Source organism: Streptomyces caniscabiei (assembly GCF_014930365.1).
In the GTDB taxonomy this organism is placed as follows: Bacteria; Actinomycetota; Actinomycetes; order Streptomycetales; family Streptomycetaceae; genus Streptomyces; species Streptomyces caniscabiei.
This window is the reverse complement of record NZ_JABXWI010000001.1, coordinates 231,372-248,463: the sequence shown is the minus strand read 5'-3', so window position 1 is coordinate 248,463 and position 17,092 is coordinate 231,372. Positions and strand designations below refer to the sequence as shown.

The window sequence follows — 17,092 nt, the reverse complement described above, 5'->3', positions numbered from 1 at the left end:
CCTAGGTCAGGGACCGTAAGCACAACGCCACCCGCACATACAAGGAGCGGACCATGCCCATCGCAACCCCCGAGGTCTACAACGAGATGCTCGACCGGGCGAAGGCAGGCAAGTTCGCCTACCCGGCCATCAACGTGACCTCGACCCAGACGCTGCACGCCGCGCTGCGGGGCTTCGCGGAGGCGGAGAGCGACGGCATCGTCCAGATCTCGACCGGCGGAGCCGAGTTCCTGGGCGGTCAGTACAGCAAGGACATGGTGACGGGTTCCGTCGCCCTCGCCGAGTTCGCGCACATCGTGGCCGAGAAGTACCCCGTCACGGTCGCCCTGCACACCGACCACTGCCCGAAGGACAAGCTCGACGGCTACGTACGTCCGCTGCTGGCCGTGTCGGAGGAGCGGGTCAAGGCCGGCCGCAACCCGCTGTTCCAGTCCCACATGTGGGACGGCTCGGCGGAGACCCTCGCCGACAACCTCTCCATCGCCCAGGAGCTCCTCGCCCGCGCCGCCGCCGCGAAGATCATCCTGGAGGTCGAGATCACCCCGACCGGTGGCGAGGAGGACGGGGTCTCCCACGAGATCAACGACTCCCTCTACACCACGGTCGACGACGCGATCCGCACCGTCGAGGCGCTCGGCCTCGGTGAGAAGGGCCGCTACCTGCTCGCCGCGTCCTTCGGCAACGTCCACGGCGTCTACAAGCCGGGCAACGTCGTGCTCCGCCCCGACCTCCTCAAGGAGCTGAACGAGGGCGTGGCCTCCCGCTTCGGCAAGGAGTCCCCGTTCGACTTCGTCTTCCACGGCGGCTCCGGCTCGACGGAGGAGGAGATCCGCACGGCCCTGGAGAACGGCGTCGTCAAGATGAACATCGACACCGACACCCAGTACGCCTTCACGCGTCCGGTGGCGGCCCACATGTTCAAGAACTACGACGGCGTCCTGAAGGTCGACGGCGAGGTCGGCGACAAGAAGACCTACGACCCCCGCACCTGGGGCAAGCTGGCCGAGGCGAGCATGGCCGCGCGTGTCGTCGAGGCCACGCAGAACCTGCGCTCGGCGAGCCAGAAGATCAAGTAAGCCCAGCCCACACGTATTTTGCATACGACGAGCCCGGTGCCATCACGGCGCCGGGCTCGCCGTGTGTGCGAGGGCCGCTGTATACCTGACCCATGCCCGACATCCGGCTCGCCTCGCCCCAGGGCAAGTGGATCCTGTTCACCACGATCCTCGGCTCCAGCATGGCGCTGCTGGACTCCACCGTCGTCAACGTCGCCCTGCCCCGGATGGGCGAGGACCTGGACGCCGATCTCGCGGCCCTCCAGTGGACCGTCAACGCGTACATGCTCACCCTCGCCGGTCTGATCCTGCTGGGCGGCGCGCTCGGCGACCGCTTCGGCCGGCGCAAGGTGTTCGTGATCGGCGTGGTGTGGTTCGCCGTGGCGTCCCTGCTGTGCGGTCTCGCCCCGAACGTCGGCGTCCTGATCGCGGCCCGCGCGCTTCAGGGCGTGGGCGGGGCGCTGCTCACCCCGGGCTCGCTGGCCCTCATCCAGGCCTCGTTCCACCCCGACGACCGCGCGCGGGCCGTCGGCCTGTGGTCCGGCTTCGGCGGCATCGGCGCGGCCGTCGGCCCGTTCCTGGGCGGCTGGCTGGTGGACGGCCCCGGCTGGCGCTGGGTCTTCCTGCTGAACGTCCCGCTGGCGCTCGTCTGTGTGCCCGTGGCCACCCGGCACGTCCCGGAGTCGGGCGACGGCCGGGCCCACGAGAACCGCTTCGACGTGCTGGGCGCGGTCCTCGGCGCCTCGTCGCTGGCGTTGGTGACGTACGCCCTGATCGAGGCGGGGGAGGGCTCCCTCGCGGTGACCGTCTCGGCCGCCGCCGGGGTCGCGGCGGGCGTGGCCTTCGTGTACGTCGAACGCCACCGCCCCGATCCGATGATGCCGCCGACGATCTTCGCCTCCCGCCAGTTCACCACGGTCAACCTGGTCACCCTGTGCGTGTACGCGGCCTTCGGCGGCTTCTTCTTCCTCGCCGCGCTCCAGCTCCAGGTCGTCTCGGGCTACTCGGCTCTGGAGGCGGGCACGGCCCTGCTGCCCATCACGGTCCTGATGCTCCTGCTCTCCTCCCGCGCGGGCGCGCTCAGCGAGCGGATCGGTCCCCGGATCCCTCTCACCGTCGGCCCGCTGCTGTGCGCGGCGGGCATGCTGCTGGCCCTGCGGGTGGGCCCGGACGCGTCGTACGTCGTCGACGTGCTGCCCGCGCTGGTCGTGCTCGGCCTCGGCATGGTCACCCTGGTCGCGCCCCTGACCGCGACGGTCCTGGCCTCCGTGGACACCGAGCACGCGGGCCTGGCGAGCGGCATCAACAACGCGGCGGCCCGCGCGGCCGGTCTGGTCGCCGTGGCCGCGTTGCCGCTGATCGCGGGGATGGGCCCGGAGGCGTACCGGTCGGCGACCCAGTTCGACGACGCGTTCGGCACGGCGATGATCGTCTGCGCCGCGACGCTGGTGGTGGGCGCGGTGCTGTCGTTCACCACGGTCCGCCGCCCGCAGCCGGACTGCCGCCATCCCGAGTGCCGGACCCACTGCGGGGTGGTGTCGCCGCCGCTGGAGGCGGGGGAGAGAGGGGCGGGCGACAAGGGACCGGGCGGCCTCGGACCGGGTGACTGAACCACCCCCCGGCCCGTGCCACTCCCCACCCCCTGATGAGCCAGACTGGAACCCATGACGATTCACGAGAACCTCCTCGGGGGCCCGCCCCCGACGCACCTCCCCGACGACCCGGAGCCCCGCGAGCTGCTCGCGAACGGCACGCCCCCGGCCGACGTCGCCGCCAAGTACCCCACCTCCTCCCTCGCCTGGGCCCAGCTCGCCGACGGGGCCTACGAGCGGGGCAGTGTCGTGGAGTCGTACGCCTACGCCCGTACGGGCTACCACCGCGGCCTGGACGCCCTGCGCCGCAACGGCTGGAAGGGCCACGGCCCCGTCCCCTGGGAGCACGAGCCGAACCGCGGCTTCCTGCGCGCCCTGCACGCCCTGGCCCGTGCCGCCGGGGACATCGGCGAGCAGGAGGAGTACGAGCGCTGCTCCCAGTTCCTGAAGGACTCCTCCCCGACGGCGGCGCAGACGCTCGGCTGACGGCAGGGTCGTTCGTGCAGGTCCGCCTGGTGTGACCAGGCGGACCTTGCGGTGCGGGGGTGGTATCGCCGACCATGCCGGTGGGGACCGGGGCCCCCGTGTCGGAATTCGGCAGGGGCGGACCGCTACCCGGAGTACACAACAGGAGACAGCGATGTCCCTTCAGGCTCAGCCCCATGAGGCTTCGGAGCCCGAGACCCCGCATCTCGACTTCCAGGGCACGACGCCGTACGAGGACTACGTCCAGGCGGACGTCCTCACCCACCTCCAGCACCCCCTCTCCGACGACCCCGGTGAGATGGTCTTCCTGGTGACGACCCAGGTCATGGAGTTGTGGTTCACCGTCATCGTCCACGAGTGGGAGACCGCGACCGCCGCGCTCCGGGACGACGACGTGGCACGGGCCAAGGACGCGCTGAAGCGTTCCGTACGCGAGCTGGAGGCGCTGAACGCCTCCTGGCGCCCGCTCGCCCAGCTGACCCCCGCGCAGTTCAACTCCTACCGCGCCGCCCTCGGCGAGGGCTCCGGCTTCCAGTCGGCGATGTACCGGCGGATGGAGTTCCTGCTCGGCGAGAAGTCCGCCTCCATGCTCGTCCCGCACCGGGGCGCCCCGCGCGTCCACGCCGAGCTGGAGAAGGCGCTGCACGAGCCGAGCCTCTACGACGAGGTGCTGCGGCTGCTCGCCCGGCGCGGCCACGCGATCCCCGAGTCCGTCGTACGCCGTGACGTCTCCCAACGCTACGAGCCGTCCCCCGAGGTCGAGGAGGTGTGGACCGCGCTGTACTCCGGCGACCCGGACCACGAACTCGCCCGCCTCGGCGAGGCGTTGACCGATGTCGCCGAACTGGTGTGGCGTTGGCGCAACGACCACCTCGTCGCCACGCGCCGCGCGATGGGTTCCAAGGCCGGCACGGGTGGCTCCGCCGGTGTGGCCTGGCTGGAGAAGCGCGCCCGGAAGAACGTCTTCCCCGAGCTGTGGACGGCGCGCTCCCATGTCTGAACTCATCAGTGAAGCAAGGGAGTTGGACGCGGCCGACCAACTGGCGTGCCTGCGCACCCGCTTCGTCCTCGACGAGGCGGTGTACCTCGACGGCAACTCGCTCGGCGCGCTGCCGGTGGCGGTCCCCGGCCGGGTCGCGGACGTCGTGTACCGCGAGTGGGGCGAGCTGCGTATCCGGTCCTGGGACGAGAGCGGCTGGTGGACCGCGCCCGAGCGGATCGGCGACCGTATCGCCCCGCTGGTGGGCGCGGCGCCCGGCCAGATCGTGGTCGGCGACTCCACGAGCGTCAATGTCTTCAAGGCGGTCGTGGCGGCGGTGCGGATGGCCGAGGAGGACGGCTCGGGGCGACGCGACGAGATCCTGGTCGACGCGACGACGTTCCCCACGGACGGCTACCTGGCCGAGTCCGCGGCCCGCATGACCGGCCGTACGCTCCGCCCGGTGACCCCGGCGGAGGTCCCGGCCGCCCTGAGCGACCGTACGGCCGCGGTCCTGCTCAACCACGTCGACTACCGCACGGGCCGGCTGCACGACCTCCCCGGTCTGACGGCGGCGGTCCACGAGGCCGGTGCCTACGCCGTCTGGGACCTCTGCCACAGCGCGGGCGCGCTGCCCGTCGGCCTCGACGCGCACGGGGTCGACCTGGCGGTCGGCTGCACCTACAAGTACCTCAACGGCGGCCCCGGCTCCCCGGCGTACCTGTACGTCCGCCGGGACCTCCAGCCCCGCTTCGACTCGCCGCTCCCCGGCTGGACCTCCCATGCCGCCCCCTTCGCCATGCGCCCGGCCTACGAGCCCGCGCCGGGCGCGGTACGGGGGCGGGTCGGCACGCCGGACATCCTGTCGATGCTGGCCCTGGAGGCGGCGCTCGACGTCTGGTACGGCTGGGGCGGCGGGGGCGAGGCGGGCCCGGCCGGTGAGGCCGCGGTGATGATCGAGTCGGTCCGCGCGAAGTCCCTCGCCCTGACGGACTTCTTCCTGCGCTGCGTGGCGGCGTACGTCCCCGAGGGCCGCGTCGAGTCCCTCACGCCGGCCGCCCACGCGGAACGCGGCAGCCAGGTCGCCCTCCGCTGCGACGACGCCGGCGACATCATGAAGCGCCTCATCTCCCAGGGCGTCATAGGCGACTTCCGCCACCCCGACGTCCTCCGCTTCGGCTTCACCCCGCTCTACGTCAGCTTCACGGACGTGGAGCGAGCGGCACGGGTGCTGGCGGAGACGCTGGAGGGGGCGGGGTAGGCCGGGGCAGGGGGCTGGCGCAGCCCCCTGCCCGTACCCGTACCAACCCGGCGAGCGCCGGTGAGCGAAACCCACCCCCGCCCCGGGCCACAGTCCCCACCCCGCCCGACCCCGGTCCCGACCGCCCCCCTGACCCCCCGTCACATCCCCGTGTCCGCGCACGTCATCGGCCTGATACCGTCCCCGCCAACGGAGCAGGCGCCCTTTCCCCGGCACCTGCCCGCCCAAACCCTTCCAAATCCGTTTCACCCGAGAGGTTGCCGCATGCCGGACGACGACGCCGCAGCCCGCGATGCCGCCGAAGAGGCATCAGCCTTCTCGCACCCCCAGGTCACCCCGGACGCCACCGCCCCCTACGGCGACCACCCCGACCAGGTGATCGACTTCTACGCCCCCCGCACGCCCACGGACCCCGACGGCGCGTCCACGGCCACCGCCCCCCTCGTCGTGGTCCTGCACGGCGGCGCGTGGCGGGCCCCGTACGACCGCCTGCACATCACCCCCTTCGCGGACTTCCTCGCCCGCCACGGCTTCGCGGTGGCCAACGTCGAGTACCGCAGGGGCAGTTCGCTCCCCGCCCAGACCGGGCCCACCGGCACCCCCGGCCCGGTCGCGGGCCGCTGGCCGGAGACGTTCGACGACATCGCCGCCGCCCTCGACGCCCTCCCGGACCTCGTGCGCGCGGTCCTGCCCCAGGCCGACCCCCGCCGCACGGTCCTCACCGGCCACTCCGCGGGCGGTCACCTCGCCCTGTGGGCCGCCGGCCGCCACGTACTGCCGCCCGGCACCCCGTGGCGCACCGACCGCCCCGCCCCCCTGCGCGGCGTCGTCGCCCTCGCCCCCATCGCCGACTTCGCGATGGCCGAGAAGCTCGACGTCTGCGGCGGTGCGGCCGTCCAACTCCTCGGCGGCCAGGACAAGTTCACGGACCGCCGCCCCAGCGCCGATCCCGCCCTCCTCCTCCCGACGGGCATCGCCACCACCCTCGTACAGGGCCGCTCCGACATCGTCGTCCCCCAGGCCGTCGCCGAGGCGTACGCCGACGCCGCGGCCAAGGCGGGCGAGGTCGTGGGCCTGACCCTGCTGGAGGACGTGGGCCACTTCCCCCTCATCGACCCGGCGGCGGACGCCTGCGCGGTCGTGGTGGAGGAGATCACCCAGCTGGCCTGGTGAAAGCCGATCCGACGGGTCCGGCGGGGCCCCGTGCCCGTACCCGTAGTACCTGAGACGGACCCGGACAGACCCTCCTCACTGGTGACGACGGCGCACCCGCCCTCCGCCTACCGTTTCCACGTGACCGAGACGACCCAGACGCAGACGATGCCCTCGCGCGGCGGGGGCAGGCAGAGCAGCCCGGAGTTCCGGGTGGCGATGGACGCGTGGCGCAGGCTGCGACAGGACCTGTTCCACGACGCGTTCGCCTACCTGCCGATGCCCCCGATGAAGATGGACGGCCCGTTCACCAGCCGGTTCTCCGGCCGCCTGCGTGCATACGTGGCCTGGGCCCCGCACGCGGCCGTGGTGGTGGCCGGCCTGTTCTCGATGGCCATCGCCGCCTCCGGGAACGACGGAGGCGGGCTCGGCGCGATGGTGGCCGCCGTCCTCGCCGTGCTGCCGATCCTGCTGACCATGATCAGACCCGTGGCGGCCTTCTGGGCCTCCATGATCGCGGCGCCCCTGACCGCGGTGGGCAGCGGTCAGTGGGACGACTGGCCGTGGACGGCCGGCAGTTTCGCGGCCCACCTCGTGGTGATGACCGTCGTGGCCCTGCGCACCCGGCCGCGCATAGCCGCCTGGATGTGGATCCTGACCGCGGCGTACGGGGCGTTCATGGAGACCACCCTCGGCGGGGGCCACTACGCGGTGAACAACACGGTTCCCCTGCTCTTCGTCTCCGCCATGTCCATGCTGGCAGCGTCCGCCCTGACCATCCGCCGCACGGCCCAGCGGGAGGTCACCGCCCAGCAGACGGTGACCGAGCACGAGCGCTCCCGGCGCACCCTGCTGGAGGAGCGCACCACGATCGCCCGTGAGCTGCACGACGTGGTGGCCCACCACATGTCGGTGGTCGCCATCCAGGCCGAGGCCGCGCCCTACCGCGTGGAGAACCCGCCGCCGGAGCTGGAGCAGGCCTTCGCCACCATCCGGGAGAACGCGGTGGCCGCGCTCACCGAGCTGCGCCGCGTCCTCGGGGTGGTCCGCGCCGAGGACTACGAGGCCCCGGACGCCCCCCAGCCCACCCTCGCCGACCTCGACCACCTGCTCGCCAATGTGCGGGAGGCCGGTCTCACGGTCGACAAGGTGGTCACCGGAGCGGTCCGTGAGCTTCCGCAGGGCGTGGAGCTGTCGGCGTACCGCATCGTGCAGGAGGCCCTCAGCAACACCCTGCGGCACGCGCCGGGCGCGACGGCCCGCGTGGAGATCGGCTATGTCCTGGGCGGCCTGGGCCTGCGCGTGGTCAACGGCCCGTCCCCCGAGGTGACCCTGGTGAAGTCCACCCACGGCACGGGCCACGGCCTCACCGGCATGCGGGAGCGCGTCACCATGCTGAACGGCGAGATGACGACGGGCGAGACGGAGGACGGAGGCTACGAGGTGACGGTGTTCCTGCCGGTGGCCGGCGTGAGCGAGGCCGACGCATGACGATCCGCGTGCTGATCGCCGACGACCAGATGATGGTCCGCGAGGGCTTCTCCGTGCTGCTCAACGCGATGCCGGACATCGAGGTGGTCGGCGAGGCGGTGAACGGCCGGGACGCCGTCGACCGGGTCCGGGAGCTGTCGCCGGACGTCGTCCTGATGGACATCCGGATGCCCGAACTGAACGGCATCGAGGCCACCCGGGAGATCGTCGCGTCGGACGGCGGGGCGAGGGTGCTGGTGCTGACCACGTTCGACCTGGACGAGTACGTGTACCAGGCACTGCGCGCGGGCGCCTCCGGCTTCCTCCTCAAGGACGCCTCGGCCCGCCAACTGGCCGACGGGGTAAGGGTGGTGGCCGCCGGTGAGGCCCTGCTCGCGCCGTCCGTCACCAAGCGGCTGATCACGGAGTTCTCCAAGCTGGCCCAGGCCCCCCGCCCCTCCGCGGCCACCCAGCTGGCGTACGGCGAACTCACCGACCGCGAGACCGAGGTCCTGGTCCTGATCGCCCAGGGCCTGTCGAACGCGGAGATCGCGGAGCGCCTGGTGGTCGCCGAGTCCACGATCAAGACCCATGTGAGCCGGGTCCTGGTCAAACTGGGCCTGCGCGACCGGACGCAGGCGGCGGTGTTCGCGTACGAGGCGCGGCTGGTCACGCCGGGTTGAGCGGCCCCTGGCCGGCAGGACACCCCTGGTCAGAACGGGGGAACCGGGCTAGCGTCGCTCCATGGCAGCTGCTCTTGACCTCGTCTTCGACCCGTGGGACCCCGCCTTCCTGGCCGACCCGTACCCGGCGTACGCGGAGCTGCGGGCCCTCGGCAGGGTGCGGTACTTCGAGCCCACGAACCAGTGGCTCGTCCCGCACCACGCGGACATCTCGGCGCTGCTGCGGGACCGGCGGCTCGGGCGGACGTACCAGCACCGGTTCACCCACGAGGACTTCGGACGCACCGCCCCGCCGGCGGAGCACGAGCCGTTCCATACCCTCAACGACCACGGGATGCTCGACCTGGAGCCCCCGGACCACACCCGGATCCGGCGGCTGGTCTCGAAGGCGTTCACCCCGCGCACGGTGGAGCAGCTGAAGCCGTATGTACGGGAGCTGGCCGGCGAGCTGGTGGCCGGACTGGTGGAGGCCGGCGGGGGTGATCTGCTGGCGGATGTCGCCGAGCCGCTGCCGGTGGCGGTGATCGCCGAGATGCTGGGCATCCCCGAGTCGGACCGGGCGCAGCTGCGGCCCTGGTCGGCGGACATCTGCGGGATGTACGAGCTGAGCCCGTCGGAGGAGACGGCGAAGCGGGCGGTACGGGCGTCGGTGGAGTTCTCGGAGTATCTGCGGGAGCTGATCGCGCACCGCAGGGCGGAGCCGGGCGAGGACCTGATCTCGGGCCTGATCGCCGCTTACGACGAGGGCGACCGGCTCACCGAGCAGGAGATGATCTCGACCTGTGTGCTGCTGCTGAACGCGGGCCACGAGGCGACGGTGAACGCCACGGTGAACGGCTGGTGGGCGCTGTTCCGGAACCCGGAGCAGCTGGCGGCCCTGCGCGCGGACCGCTCGCTGGTGCCGACGGCGGTGGAGGAGCTGATGCGCTACGACACCCCGTTGCAGCTCTTCGAGCGCTGGGTGCTGGACGACATCGAGATCGACGGGACGACGGTCCCCCGGGGCGCGGAGATCGCGATGCTGTTCGGCTCGGCCAACCACGACCCGGCCGTGTTCGCCGAACCGGAGAAGCTGGACCTCACCCGCCGGGAGAACCCGCACATCTCGTTCAGCGCGGGTATCCACTACTGCATCGGCGCGCCGCTCGCCCGTATCGAACTGGCGGCCTCGATGACGGCCCTCCTGGAGCAGGCCCCGACCCTCACCCTCGCCACCGAGCCGACCCGCAAGCCGAACTTCGTGATCCGGGGCCTGGACGCCCTAGCCGTCGAGATCTGAGGGCGCCCCGGTGCCGGACTCCGGCCCGGCACCGGCCCCCGACCTCCGTCGTCGGGCCACCAGGAGGGCGATCAGCAGGCAGACGGCGGCGGGGAGGGCGGCGCCGGCCAGGGCGACGAAGGGGAGTTCGGTGGCGAGGACCGTGTAGTCCATGTCCTCGCCCTCGAAGCCGCCCCGCAGATGCCGCCGAGTCCGGTTCGAGGTACTCCAGGCGAGGGTGGCGGCCACCGCGCCCACCGCCGACACCGCACACCCACCACACCCGGCAACACTCTGGCCTTCCAACTCCGGCCCCCTCACCCGACCCGGCCCCGGCTCCGGACTGCTCCGGCCGACCCGTGCCCCGCAAGACGCGCCCCGCTCCACCACGGTTCTCCCGACCGACGACACGCGCCACGACAACGGCACCCCGGTCCCGTCGCCGACAGCGCCGGTGCCGACCCACAGACCCCCGGACCCCACAGACCCGAACCACCCTCAGCCGCTCACATCCCTCCGCCGCAACCCCGCCAGGCCCCCCGCTACCAGCACCACCGCGAGGCCGGTCAGGGTCAGTACCGGGGTCCAGTCCATCGCGCCGCCCGGGAGCTTCGGGAGGTGGCCGAAGGGGGAGAGGTCGAGGAGCGCGGCGGGGGCGTCGAGGGCGGGGCCGATCCAGCCGATGAGGAGGACGGCACCGGCGAGGCCCCAGGCTGCCGGCGCCGCCCGGGGGGTGAGCCCGAGGAGCAGGACGGCGGCGCCGCCGACGACCCAGACCCCGGCGACCTGGACGAGGCAGGCGCCCAGGATCGGACCGGCCTCCTTGCCGTAGCCGAGGGTGAAGCCGAGACCGGCGAGGAGCATGATCCAGACGGTGCCGCCGAAGGCGACGACCAGATGCCCGGCGGCCCAGCGGAGCCGGCTCACCGGGGTCGCGAGGAGCGGCTCGGCGCGCCCGGAGGTCTCCTCGCCGTGCAGGCGGAGCACCGCGCCGACGACGTACAGAGCGGCGATCAGACCGAGCATGCCGATCATCGACGCGAGGAACGCGTTGGTCAGGCCGGACTGCCCGCCCATGCGTTCGAAGATCTCGCGGGCGCTCTTGTTGTCGCCGACGAAGTCGGCCGTGCCCTCGGTCAGCCCGCCGTAGACGAGCCCGGTGAGGAGGAAACCGATGCTCCAGCCGAAAACACTGCCGCGCTGGAGCCGCCAGGCGAGCGCACCGGCCGTGCCCAGCCGGCCGTTGGCCGGTCCCGGCCGGGTCGGCAGGAAGCTCATGCCGACGTCGCGGCGCCCGGCGAGCCCGTACGCCACCGCGCCCTGGATGACCGCCGCCGCGACGAACAGCAGCAGCACCCACCAGCGCTCGTCCGCGAACGAACGCTCGTTTTCCAGCCACCCCAGCGGCGACACCCACGTCAAGAAAGACGAACCTTCGTTCTCGGAAGCGTCGCCCGCCGCCCGCAGCACGAACGCCGCCCCCAGCACACCCGCCGTCAGCCCCCGAGCCAGCCGCGCGCTCTCCGTCAGCTGCGCCACGACCGCCGCCATCGTCGCGAACACCATCCCGACGCCCGCGATCCCCAGCCCGAAGGCCAGCGCGCCCGCCGCGCCCTGCCCCGCCAGCCCGAGCGTCACGAGCAGCGCGAGCCCGCCGTTGGCGACGGCCGCCGTGAGCAGGGCGGCGGTCAGCGAGGCGCGCCGGCCGACCGTGCCGGACGCGATCAGCTCCTGGCGGCCGCTCTCCTCCTCGTCGCGCGTGTGGCGGATGACGACGAGGAGGCTCATGACGGCGGCGAGGAGACCGGCGTAGACGCCGACGCGCCAGGCGGTCAGGGCGCCGAGGGAGTCGTCGAAGACCGGGCCGACCAGGGCGCGCAGCGAGGAGTTGGTGGTCAACTGGCGCATGAGGTCGGCGCGTTCGGCGGCGGTGCCGTACAGGGCGGCCAGGCTGTTCGGCATGGAGAGGACCATCAGCCCCGTCACCGCGACCCAGACCGGCACCATCACCCGGTCGCGCCGCAGGGCGAACCTCAACAGGGTTCCCGTACCGGCGAGTTGACGGCCGCTGCGGGACCGTACGGCGAGCGGCCCGGAGAGAGCGGTGCCGGCGCCGCCTGTGGTGTCGGCGCCGCCCGCGCTGTCGGCGGTCGTGGTCATCGCGCGGCCACCTCTTCCGCCCCCTCGGCCTGGTAGTGCCGCAGGAACAGCTCCTCCAGCGTCGGCGGTGTCGAGGTCAACGACCGTACGCCGGACTGGGTCAGGGAGCGGAGGACGGCGTTGAGTTCGGCGGTGTCGACCTGGAGGCGGACGCGGTTGCCCTGGACGTCGAGGCCGTGGACACCGGGGAGATGGGCCAGGCCGTCGGGTGGGCCCGCCAGTTCGGCGGTGACGGTGGTCCGGGTCAGATGGCGCAGCTCGGCGAGGGAGCCGCTCTCGACGGTGACGCCCTTGCGGATGATGCTCACCCGGTCGCACAACTCCTCGACCTCGCTGAGGATGTGGGAGGACAGCAGGACCGTACGGCCCCGGTCGCGCTCCTCCCGTACACAGCGCTGGAACACCTCCTCCATCAGGGGGTCCAGGCCCGACGTCGGCTCGTCCAGGATGAGGAGGTCGACGTCGGAGGCGAAGGCGGCGACGAGGGCGACCTTCTGGCGGTTGCCCTTGGAGTACGTGCGCCCCTTCTTCGTGGGGTCGAGTTCGAACCGTTCGACGAGGTCGGCGCGGCGGCGGGCGTCCAGTCCGCCCCGGAGCCGTCCGTAGAGGTCGATGACCTCGCCGCCGGACAGGTTGCGCCAGAGGGTCACGTCACCCGGCACGTACGCGATCCGGCGGTGCACCTCCACCGCGTCCGCCCACGGGTCGCGGCCCAGCACCCGCGCGGTGCCCGAGTCGGCGCGCAGCAGGCCGAGCAGGACGCGGATGGTGGTGGACTTCCCGGCGCCGTTGGGGCCGAGGAAGCCGTGGACCTCGCCGGTCGCGACGGTCAGGTCGAGGCCGGCCAGGGCGTGGGTGCGCCCGAAGGACTTGTGGAGTCCGGAGACCTCCAGGGCGGGAACGGCGGGGTTGGCAGGGTCGGCGGGGTCGGCGGAGTCGGCGGAGTTGGCCTTCGTCATGCTTCAGAACGTACGCTTGCTTCAGAAATTTGTGAAGTTAAGGAAGCGTATGAAGCGCCGGTAGGCTGGGAGCAGTGTCCGACCAGGGGAGATGATCCAGGGATGGTGGAGCCGCAGGCCGAGGTGGACGTGCCGGAGCGGGACCCGGAGTCGGTCTCCCGTTTCGTCGAACACTTCGCGGCGCAGCTCGTCGAGGCTGGGATGCCGCGTATGCCGGCCCGGGTCTTCGCCGCGCTCCTGGCCTCCGACACCGGCGCGCTGACCTCGGCCGAGCTGGGCGAACAGCTGCGGATCAGCCCCGCCGCCGTCTCCGGCGCGGTCCGCTATCTCGCCCAGGTGCACCTGGTCTCACGCGAACGCGAACCGGGTTCGCGCCGTGAGCGCTACCGCGTCCACAGCGAGCAGTGGTACGAGGCCCTCACCAACCGCGAGGCCATCATCAAGCGGTGGGAGGAGGCGTTGCGCGAGGGGGTCGCCAGCCTGGGGGCCGACAGCCCGGCGGGCCGCCGACTCTCCGAGACCCTCGCGTTCTTCGAGTTCATCGAGACCGAGGTCGAGGCGATGATGAACCGCTGGCGCACCCACCGCGACGAACTCTTCGGACGGGACTGACCGGCGAGGTGGCGGCGGGCTGTCAGGCGGCAGGGTCGACTTCGGGGTGCGTGAACCGCACGGGCTTGCCCAGCGACCGGGCGTAGGCGATTTCGGCTCGGGTGCTGTGTCCGATGTAGTCGCCGACCACGAGCACCTCGTCAGCGAGCCGGATCTTCGCCCGGTGCAGCTCGTCCAGCCGCACCTTCAGCGCCTCGGCCTCGACAGGATCGGACCAGAGCTCGTGCGGCGCCTTCATGTCGCAGCCCGGTTTGACGACGATCCTTCCGGCTGTGGTCTCGCGTAGATCGGCCTCGTTCATCTCGGCCATGAAGCGGGTGGAGCCGCAGATCGCGACGATACGCGGGAGGCGCAACAGCAGCTTCGCGTCGGCGAGTTGCTCCTCGGGGGTGAGCGGACGCGGGGATGGCACTGGTTCCTCCTGAAGGGCATCCGCTGGGGCGGGCGCCCCCTCGGCGTCGCGATGTGAGCAGCCCGCTGCGATGTTCTGCGTGGTCACACGCTCATGCTGTAGCCCAGTTCCTCGGCCCCGATGTGCCAGAAGGAGTTCTCGTCGGCGACGGCATCGGCGTCAAGCGTCCCGAATCGTTCCAGCAACGCCTCAGTGAGCGCGTCGGCGGCCTCCTCGGCCAGGTCCACGGCCTCGTCTTCGCTCAGGCCGTCGTCACCGGGCCCCTCGTATGCGGCGGCCTCGGCAGAGGCCTCCTCATAAGCGCGGCTGAAGGCGACGAACGCCTCGACGCTGGAGTTCACCAGTTGCGGAACACCGCCCTCCGGCAGACACCACAGGGAGCCGTCATCACGCCGTACGGCGAGCGCGCTCAGCCCTGGATCGACCGCGACCAGAGCGTGCCGCGCACCGCCGACCGTGCGTTCCACAAATGGGGAGGCCTGCCACACCCCGGGGTACGGGCAGCGAGCGCATCCGGCCAGGAGTGAGGCGACTTCGGCGTCGTTCATGCCGGGAACATAGCCCGCCTCTCCGACACTTCACCAGGCTGGTGAACCCATGCGGCACGGCACTGGTCAGGGGTCCGCCCTCTCCGTACGGCTCGCCAGACGTTCGTAGCGCTGCCGTGCCGCCTGGGGTGTCTGGAGCCCCAGCCCGTAGGCGATCTCCGGCCAGGTCATGCCCCTGCCCCGGGCCATCTCCAGTAGACCGGCCTCCAGTTCGTCCATCTCCCCGCGGGCGAGGGGGATGAGGCTGAGCGCGGCGGTGATGTCCGCGCGGTCGACCTCCTCCTCCCCGTCGTCGAGGAGTGCGGCGCCGCTGAGCAGGAACGACACCAGCCGGATCGCCTCGTGGGGCCCCAGCACATGCGGATGGGTCTGGCGCCGGCGCTGCGCGTCCGTCGCCGCGTGTCGCTCGGCGATACGGAACAGGGAGGTGGGGGCCCGCCGCGCCCGCGCCTCGTCCGCGCTCGGCGGCGTGAACGGGTCGGCGGTGTCGGCGGGTTGAGGAGTGCTCGACGAGGTCATACGACCAGCGTCGAGGGTGAACAACTTGTTGTCAACGTTTTATTGTCTGGCGCGGCTGGCGTGCGGCTGGCGTGCGGCTGGCGTGCGGCTGGCTCGCAGCCGGCGCGGATCGCACGGACCCCTGGTGCCTGGAAATAAAACACATGCGCGAACGTCGGATCATTGATCTGATGGCTGGCGCGACCGACAAGGCTCGACCAACAAGGCTCAACCACGGGGGAATTACATGCGTACACGTATGGCGGCGGCTTCCGCCGCCCTCGCCGGTCTGCTCGCGCTCGGCGCGACGGTCCCGGCGCACGCCGACGACAGCGACTCGGCGGCGTCCACCCAGACCTACAGCCACGAGGCCACGCGCACGGCCGCCGCGGGCGTGGGTGCCTTCCAGACGGGCGGCGACAACGTCCACTTCTCGCACACGGTGCCCGGGGCGGTCAACGCGCACGGCTGGTGGAAGCGGATCAGCGGCCCGGCCACCAAGGCCAAGGTCACCGTGGACATCCAGGTGAAGTCCGGAACCGGCTGGCGCACGCTGAACACGGGCACCAAGACGGTGTACTCCGGCGGCGGCAGCGCCAAGCGGGCGTCGGCCGCCTGGAAGTGCACGAATCTGATCCAGCGGAACTCCTTCCGCAGCGTCGTCGACGTCGATCTGGTCGGCTACCCGGACGACTCGAACAAGAAGATCACCGCCACACAGACGCTGTACTGTGGCACGTGATGAAGAGCTGACAGCGGCGCCGGAGGAGGAATCCTCCGGCGCCGCGTGTTTCCGGGAGCGCTCGTGATGTCCCCGACCGAGATCCCGCCGACCGTCATCATCGGTCTGCACGGCATCCTCCAGCGGCACCCATGGCTGGACCGCGTGGTGGAGCGGGACCCCGAGAGTTCCGTCGAGGAGGACGTCCTCGGACTCGTGATCGACCGGGCGGGTGCCTACGGCTGGCAGACCGTGAGCAGCTGGCTGAGCGAGGGTGGCCAGGTCACGGCCCACCATGAGCCCACCGCGTGGGCCCATGAGGAGGTCGGCGGCGACTGGACCGACGACGGCAGGGTTCACCAACTGGGCTGGGTGCAGGCCGGAGTTCTCGGCGACTCCGTGCTGCCGGGGCTCCCGGTCCGGCCGATCGCCCTGGTCCTGTCCGAGGCGCTGGCCCGGGTGGGCGAGGTGACGTTCACCGGCCTGCACGCCTTGGTGCCACTGCGGGCCGGCGAGCGGAACACGGCCTTCCATCAGGCCGAGTTGGCACCGTGGTTCGGCCTGGCCGATCCGGACGCCCGGCACGAGGTGGTGGTGACCGTCTCCGGCCTCCCCTCCGCGTGCGCGCTGGACGAGGACGGCAGCGTGGCCGTGTGCGACGCGGTGCGGGACATGGCGCAGGACTCCGTGACGGACTTCTCCGCGTCCGCTGCGGCGGCCGGCCTGCCGCCGGGACTGGAACTGGATCTCGATCGTGTCCTGCACACACAGGGGATGCGTGAGGTGGCCCGCTTCGGTTGCCGTACCCGCGAATGGTCACCGGACGTCGCCGTCTGGCTGCTGGAGATGGTCGCCGACGGGCTGCGCGGGGCGGGCCTGTCGACCCGGCTCGTGATCACGGTTTCCCTGGCGACCCCCTCCCCGGCACCCTCGTCCCCGACCTCGCCGACGGCGTAGCTCCGGAGGCGGCGCGCGGAGCCACACCGGAGCCACGCCGGCCCGGCCCGGGATCAGTCCGAGCTGTTCCGCCGCGCCGCTCCCGCCGCCTTCCTCGCCGCGCGGTGCCGTTTGGCCAGCCGCATCGAGTGCAGGCACGAGACACCTTCCCTCCGGCACGCGTCCACGCAGGCCACGGCGTGGTCCAGCCAGTCGCTGAACGTGGCCAGGACGGGGTCGGAGGGCGGGGCGGCGCCCCCTGCTCGTTTCGTCGTTCCGTCGGTCATGCCGTACGCCCCTCACCCAGGTA

Annotated in this window: 19 protein-coding genes; 12 read left to right on the top strand and 7 right to left on the bottom strand. The window is 72.0% G+C overall.

The window, feature by feature from the left end:
* Positions 1–53 precede the first annotated feature (53 nt).
* From fbaA to HW837_RS01345, 9 genes are all read left to right on the top strand, one after another.
* Positions 54–1,076, top strand: a complete 1,023-nt coding sequence (gene fbaA, locus HW837_RS01385) for a class II fructose-bisphosphate aldolase (RefSeq protein WP_193379505.1) — start codon at positions 54–56, stop codon at positions 1,074–1,076.
* Between the two features lie 92 nt (positions 1,077–1,168).
* A complete protein-coding gene (locus HW837_RS01380) occupies positions 1,169–2,665 on the top strand; it encodes an MFS transporter (RefSeq protein ID WP_193379506.1) in 1,497 nt (498 codons plus the stop codon).
* A gap of 54 nt (positions 2,666–2,719) precedes the next feature.
* Complete coding sequence (locus HW837_RS01375) at positions 2,720–3,133, top strand: DUF3151 domain-containing protein (RefSeq protein WP_045558163.1); 414 nt, start codon at positions 2,720–2,722, stop codon at positions 3,131–3,133.
* A gap of 154 nt (positions 3,134–3,287) precedes the next feature.
* A complete protein-coding gene (locus HW837_RS01370) occupies positions 3,288–4,133 on the top strand; it encodes a tryptophan 2,3-dioxygenase family protein (RefSeq protein ID WP_045558162.1) in 846 nt (281 codons plus the stop codon).
* On the top strand, positions 4,126–5,373 hold the full coding sequence (gene kynU / locus HW837_RS01365; RefSeq protein ID WP_093792763.1) for a kynureninase: 1,248 nt from the start codon (positions 4,126–4,128) through the stop codon (positions 5,371–5,373). The genes HW837_RS01370 and kynU overlap by 8 nt, the downstream gene beginning before the upstream one ends.
* Positions 5,374–5,637: 264 nt before the next feature.
* Positions 5,638–6,546, top strand: coding sequence for an alpha/beta hydrolase (locus HW837_RS01360; protein WP_045558160.1), 909 nt, complete (start codon positions 5,638–5,640; stop codon positions 6,544–6,546).
* Between the two features lie 120 nt (positions 6,547–6,666).
* Entirely contained in the window at positions 6,667–8,016 is a 1,350-nt protein-coding gene (locus HW837_RS01355) for a sensor histidine kinase (RefSeq protein WP_086784698.1), read from the top strand.
* On the top strand, positions 8,013–8,678 hold the full coding sequence (locus HW837_RS01350; protein WP_045558159.1) for a response regulator: 666 nt from the start codon (positions 8,013–8,015) through the stop codon (positions 8,676–8,678). Before HW837_RS01355 ends, HW837_RS01350 begins: the two co-directional genes overlap by 4 nt.
* 61 nt (positions 8,679–8,739) lie before the next feature.
* Complete coding sequence (locus tag HW837_RS01345) at positions 8,740–9,957, top strand: cytochrome P450 (protein WP_093792761.1); 1,218 nt, start codon at positions 8,740–8,742, stop codon at positions 9,955–9,957.
* Here the strand turns inward: HW837_RS01345 and HW837_RS01340 are convergent.
* The 3 genes from HW837_RS01340 to HW837_RS01330 all read right to left on the bottom strand — a co-directional run bounded on the left by HW837_RS01340 (position 9,940) and on the right by HW837_RS01330 (position 13,055).
* Entirely contained in the window at positions 9,940–10,203 is a 264-nt protein-coding gene (locus HW837_RS01340; RefSeq protein ID WP_237269804.1) for a hypothetical protein, read from the bottom strand. The two genes, HW837_RS01345 and HW837_RS01340, sit on opposite strands and share 18 nt — an antisense overlap.
* A gap of 231 nt (positions 10,204–10,434) precedes the next feature.
* Positions 10,435–12,096 (bottom strand): ABC transporter permease, encoded by a 1,662-nt coding sequence (locus HW837_RS01335; RefSeq protein ID WP_193379508.1) that lies wholly within the window; start codon positions 12,094–12,096, stop codon positions 10,435–10,437.
* The gene (locus tag HW837_RS01330) at positions 12,093–13,055 is read right to left on the bottom strand and encodes an ABC transporter ATP-binding protein (protein WP_193379509.1); all 963 of its coding nucleotides are present in this window, start codon (positions 13,053–13,055) and stop codon (positions 12,093–12,095) included. Before HW837_RS01330 ends, HW837_RS01335 begins: the two co-directional genes overlap by 4 nt.
* Positions 13,056–13,157: 102 nt before the next feature.
* Here HW837_RS01330 and HW837_RS01325 point away from each other — a divergent pair, with 102 nt between their 5' ends.
* Complete coding sequence (locus tag HW837_RS01325; RefSeq protein ID WP_045558155.1) at positions 13,158–13,667, top strand: GbsR/MarR family transcriptional regulator; 510 nt, start codon at positions 13,158–13,160, stop codon at positions 13,665–13,667.
* Positions 13,668–13,689: 22 nt separating this feature from the next.
* Here HW837_RS01325 and HW837_RS01320 read toward each other — a convergent pair whose 3' ends face one another.
* The 3 genes from HW837_RS01320 to HW837_RS01310 all read right to left on the bottom strand — a co-directional run bounded on the left by HW837_RS01320 (position 13,690) and on the right by HW837_RS01310 (position 15,146).
* Positions 13,690–14,079, bottom strand: coding sequence for a hypothetical protein (locus HW837_RS01320; protein ID WP_193379568.1), 390 nt, complete (start codon positions 14,077–14,079; stop codon positions 13,690–13,692).
* 83 nt (positions 14,080–14,162) lie between these two features.
* Positions 14,163–14,627, bottom strand: a complete 465-nt coding sequence (locus HW837_RS01315) for an SUKH-4 family immunity protein (RefSeq protein WP_193379510.1) — start codon at positions 14,625–14,627, stop codon at positions 14,163–14,165.
* 66 nt (positions 14,628–14,693) lie between these two features.
* Entirely contained in the window at positions 14,694–15,146 is a 453-nt protein-coding gene (locus HW837_RS01310) for a hypothetical protein (RefSeq protein WP_045558152.1), read from the bottom strand.
* A gap of 226 nt (positions 15,147–15,372) precedes the next feature.
* On the opposite strand from HW837_RS01310, the gene HW837_RS01305 reads away from it, so the two are divergent.
* Together HW837_RS01305 and HW837_RS01300 are read left to right on the top strand one after the other, a co-directional pair.
* Complete coding sequence (locus HW837_RS01305) at positions 15,373–15,867, top strand: hypothetical protein (RefSeq protein WP_143110801.1); 495 nt, start codon at positions 15,373–15,375, stop codon at positions 15,865–15,867.
* 66 nt (positions 15,868–15,933) lie between these two features.
* Positions 15,934–16,803 carry a hypothetical protein gene (locus tag HW837_RS01300; protein ID WP_159040897.1) on the top strand — a complete coding sequence of 290 codons (870 nt, stop codon included), beginning with the start codon at positions 15,934–15,936 and terminating at the stop codon, positions 16,801–16,803.
* Between the two features lie 53 nt (positions 16,804–16,856).
* Here the strand turns inward: HW837_RS01300 and HW837_RS01295 are convergent, their stop codons facing one another.
* Entirely contained in the window at positions 16,857–17,069 is a 213-nt protein-coding gene (locus HW837_RS01295) for a hypothetical protein (protein ID WP_045558150.1), read from the bottom strand.
* Positions 17,070–17,092 lie beyond the last annotated feature (23 nt).

Coding starts and splice junctions, on each gene's coding strand:
- HW837_RS01350 (WP_045558159.1), top strand. CDS start 8,013: ATGACGATCCGCGTGCTGATCGCCGACGACCAGATGATGGTCCGCGAG.
- HW837_RS01310 (WP_045558152.1), bottom strand. CDS start 15,146: ATGACCTCGTCGAGCACTCCTCAACCCGCCGACACCGCCGACCCGTTC.
- kynU (WP_093792763.1), top strand. CDS start 4,126: ATGTCTGAACTCATCAGTGAAGCAAGGGAGTTGGACGCGGCCGACCAA.
- HW837_RS01360 (WP_045558160.1), top strand. CDS start 5,638: ATGCCGGACGACGACGCCGCAGCCCGCGATGCCGCCGAAGAGGCATCA.
- HW837_RS01325 (WP_045558155.1), top strand. CDS start 13,158: ATGGTGGAGCCGCAGGCCGAGGTGGACGTGCCGGAGCGGGACCCGGAG.
- HW837_RS01295 (WP_045558150.1), bottom strand. CDS start 17,069: ATGACCGACGGAACGACGAAACGAGCAGGGGGCGCCGCCCCGCCCTCC.
- HW837_RS01370 (WP_045558162.1), top strand. CDS start 3,288: ATGTCCCTTCAGGCTCAGCCCCATGAGGCTTCGGAGCCCGAGACCCCG.
- HW837_RS01305 (WP_143110801.1), top strand. CDS start 15,373: ATGCGTACACGTATGGCGGCGGCTTCCGCCGCCCTCGCCGGTCTGCTC.
- HW837_RS01335 (WP_193379508.1), bottom strand. CDS start 12,096: ATGACCACGACCGCCGACAGCGCGGGCGGCGCCGACACCACAGGCGGC.
- fbaA (WP_193379505.1), top strand. CDS start 54: ATGCCCATCGCAACCCCCGAGGTCTACAACGAGATGCTCGACCGGGCG.
- HW837_RS01375 (WP_045558163.1), top strand. CDS start 2,720: ATGACGATTCACGAGAACCTCCTCGGGGGCCCGCCCCCGACGCACCTC.
- HW837_RS01380 (WP_193379506.1), top strand. CDS start 1,169: ATGCCCGACATCCGGCTCGCCTCGCCCCAGGGCAAGTGGATCCTGTTC.
- HW837_RS01345 (WP_093792761.1), top strand. CDS start 8,740: ATGGCAGCTGCTCTTGACCTCGTCTTCGACCCGTGGGACCCCGCCTTC.
- HW837_RS01300 (WP_159040897.1), top strand. CDS start 15,934: ATGTCCCCGACCGAGATCCCGCCGACCGTCATCATCGGTCTGCACGGC.
- HW837_RS01315 (WP_193379510.1), bottom strand. CDS start 14,627: ATGAACGACGCCGAAGTCGCCTCACTCCTGGCCGGATGCGCTCGCTGC.
- HW837_RS01330 (WP_193379509.1), bottom strand. CDS start 13,055: ATGACGAAGGCCAACTCCGCCGACTCCGCCGACCCCGCCGACCCTGCC.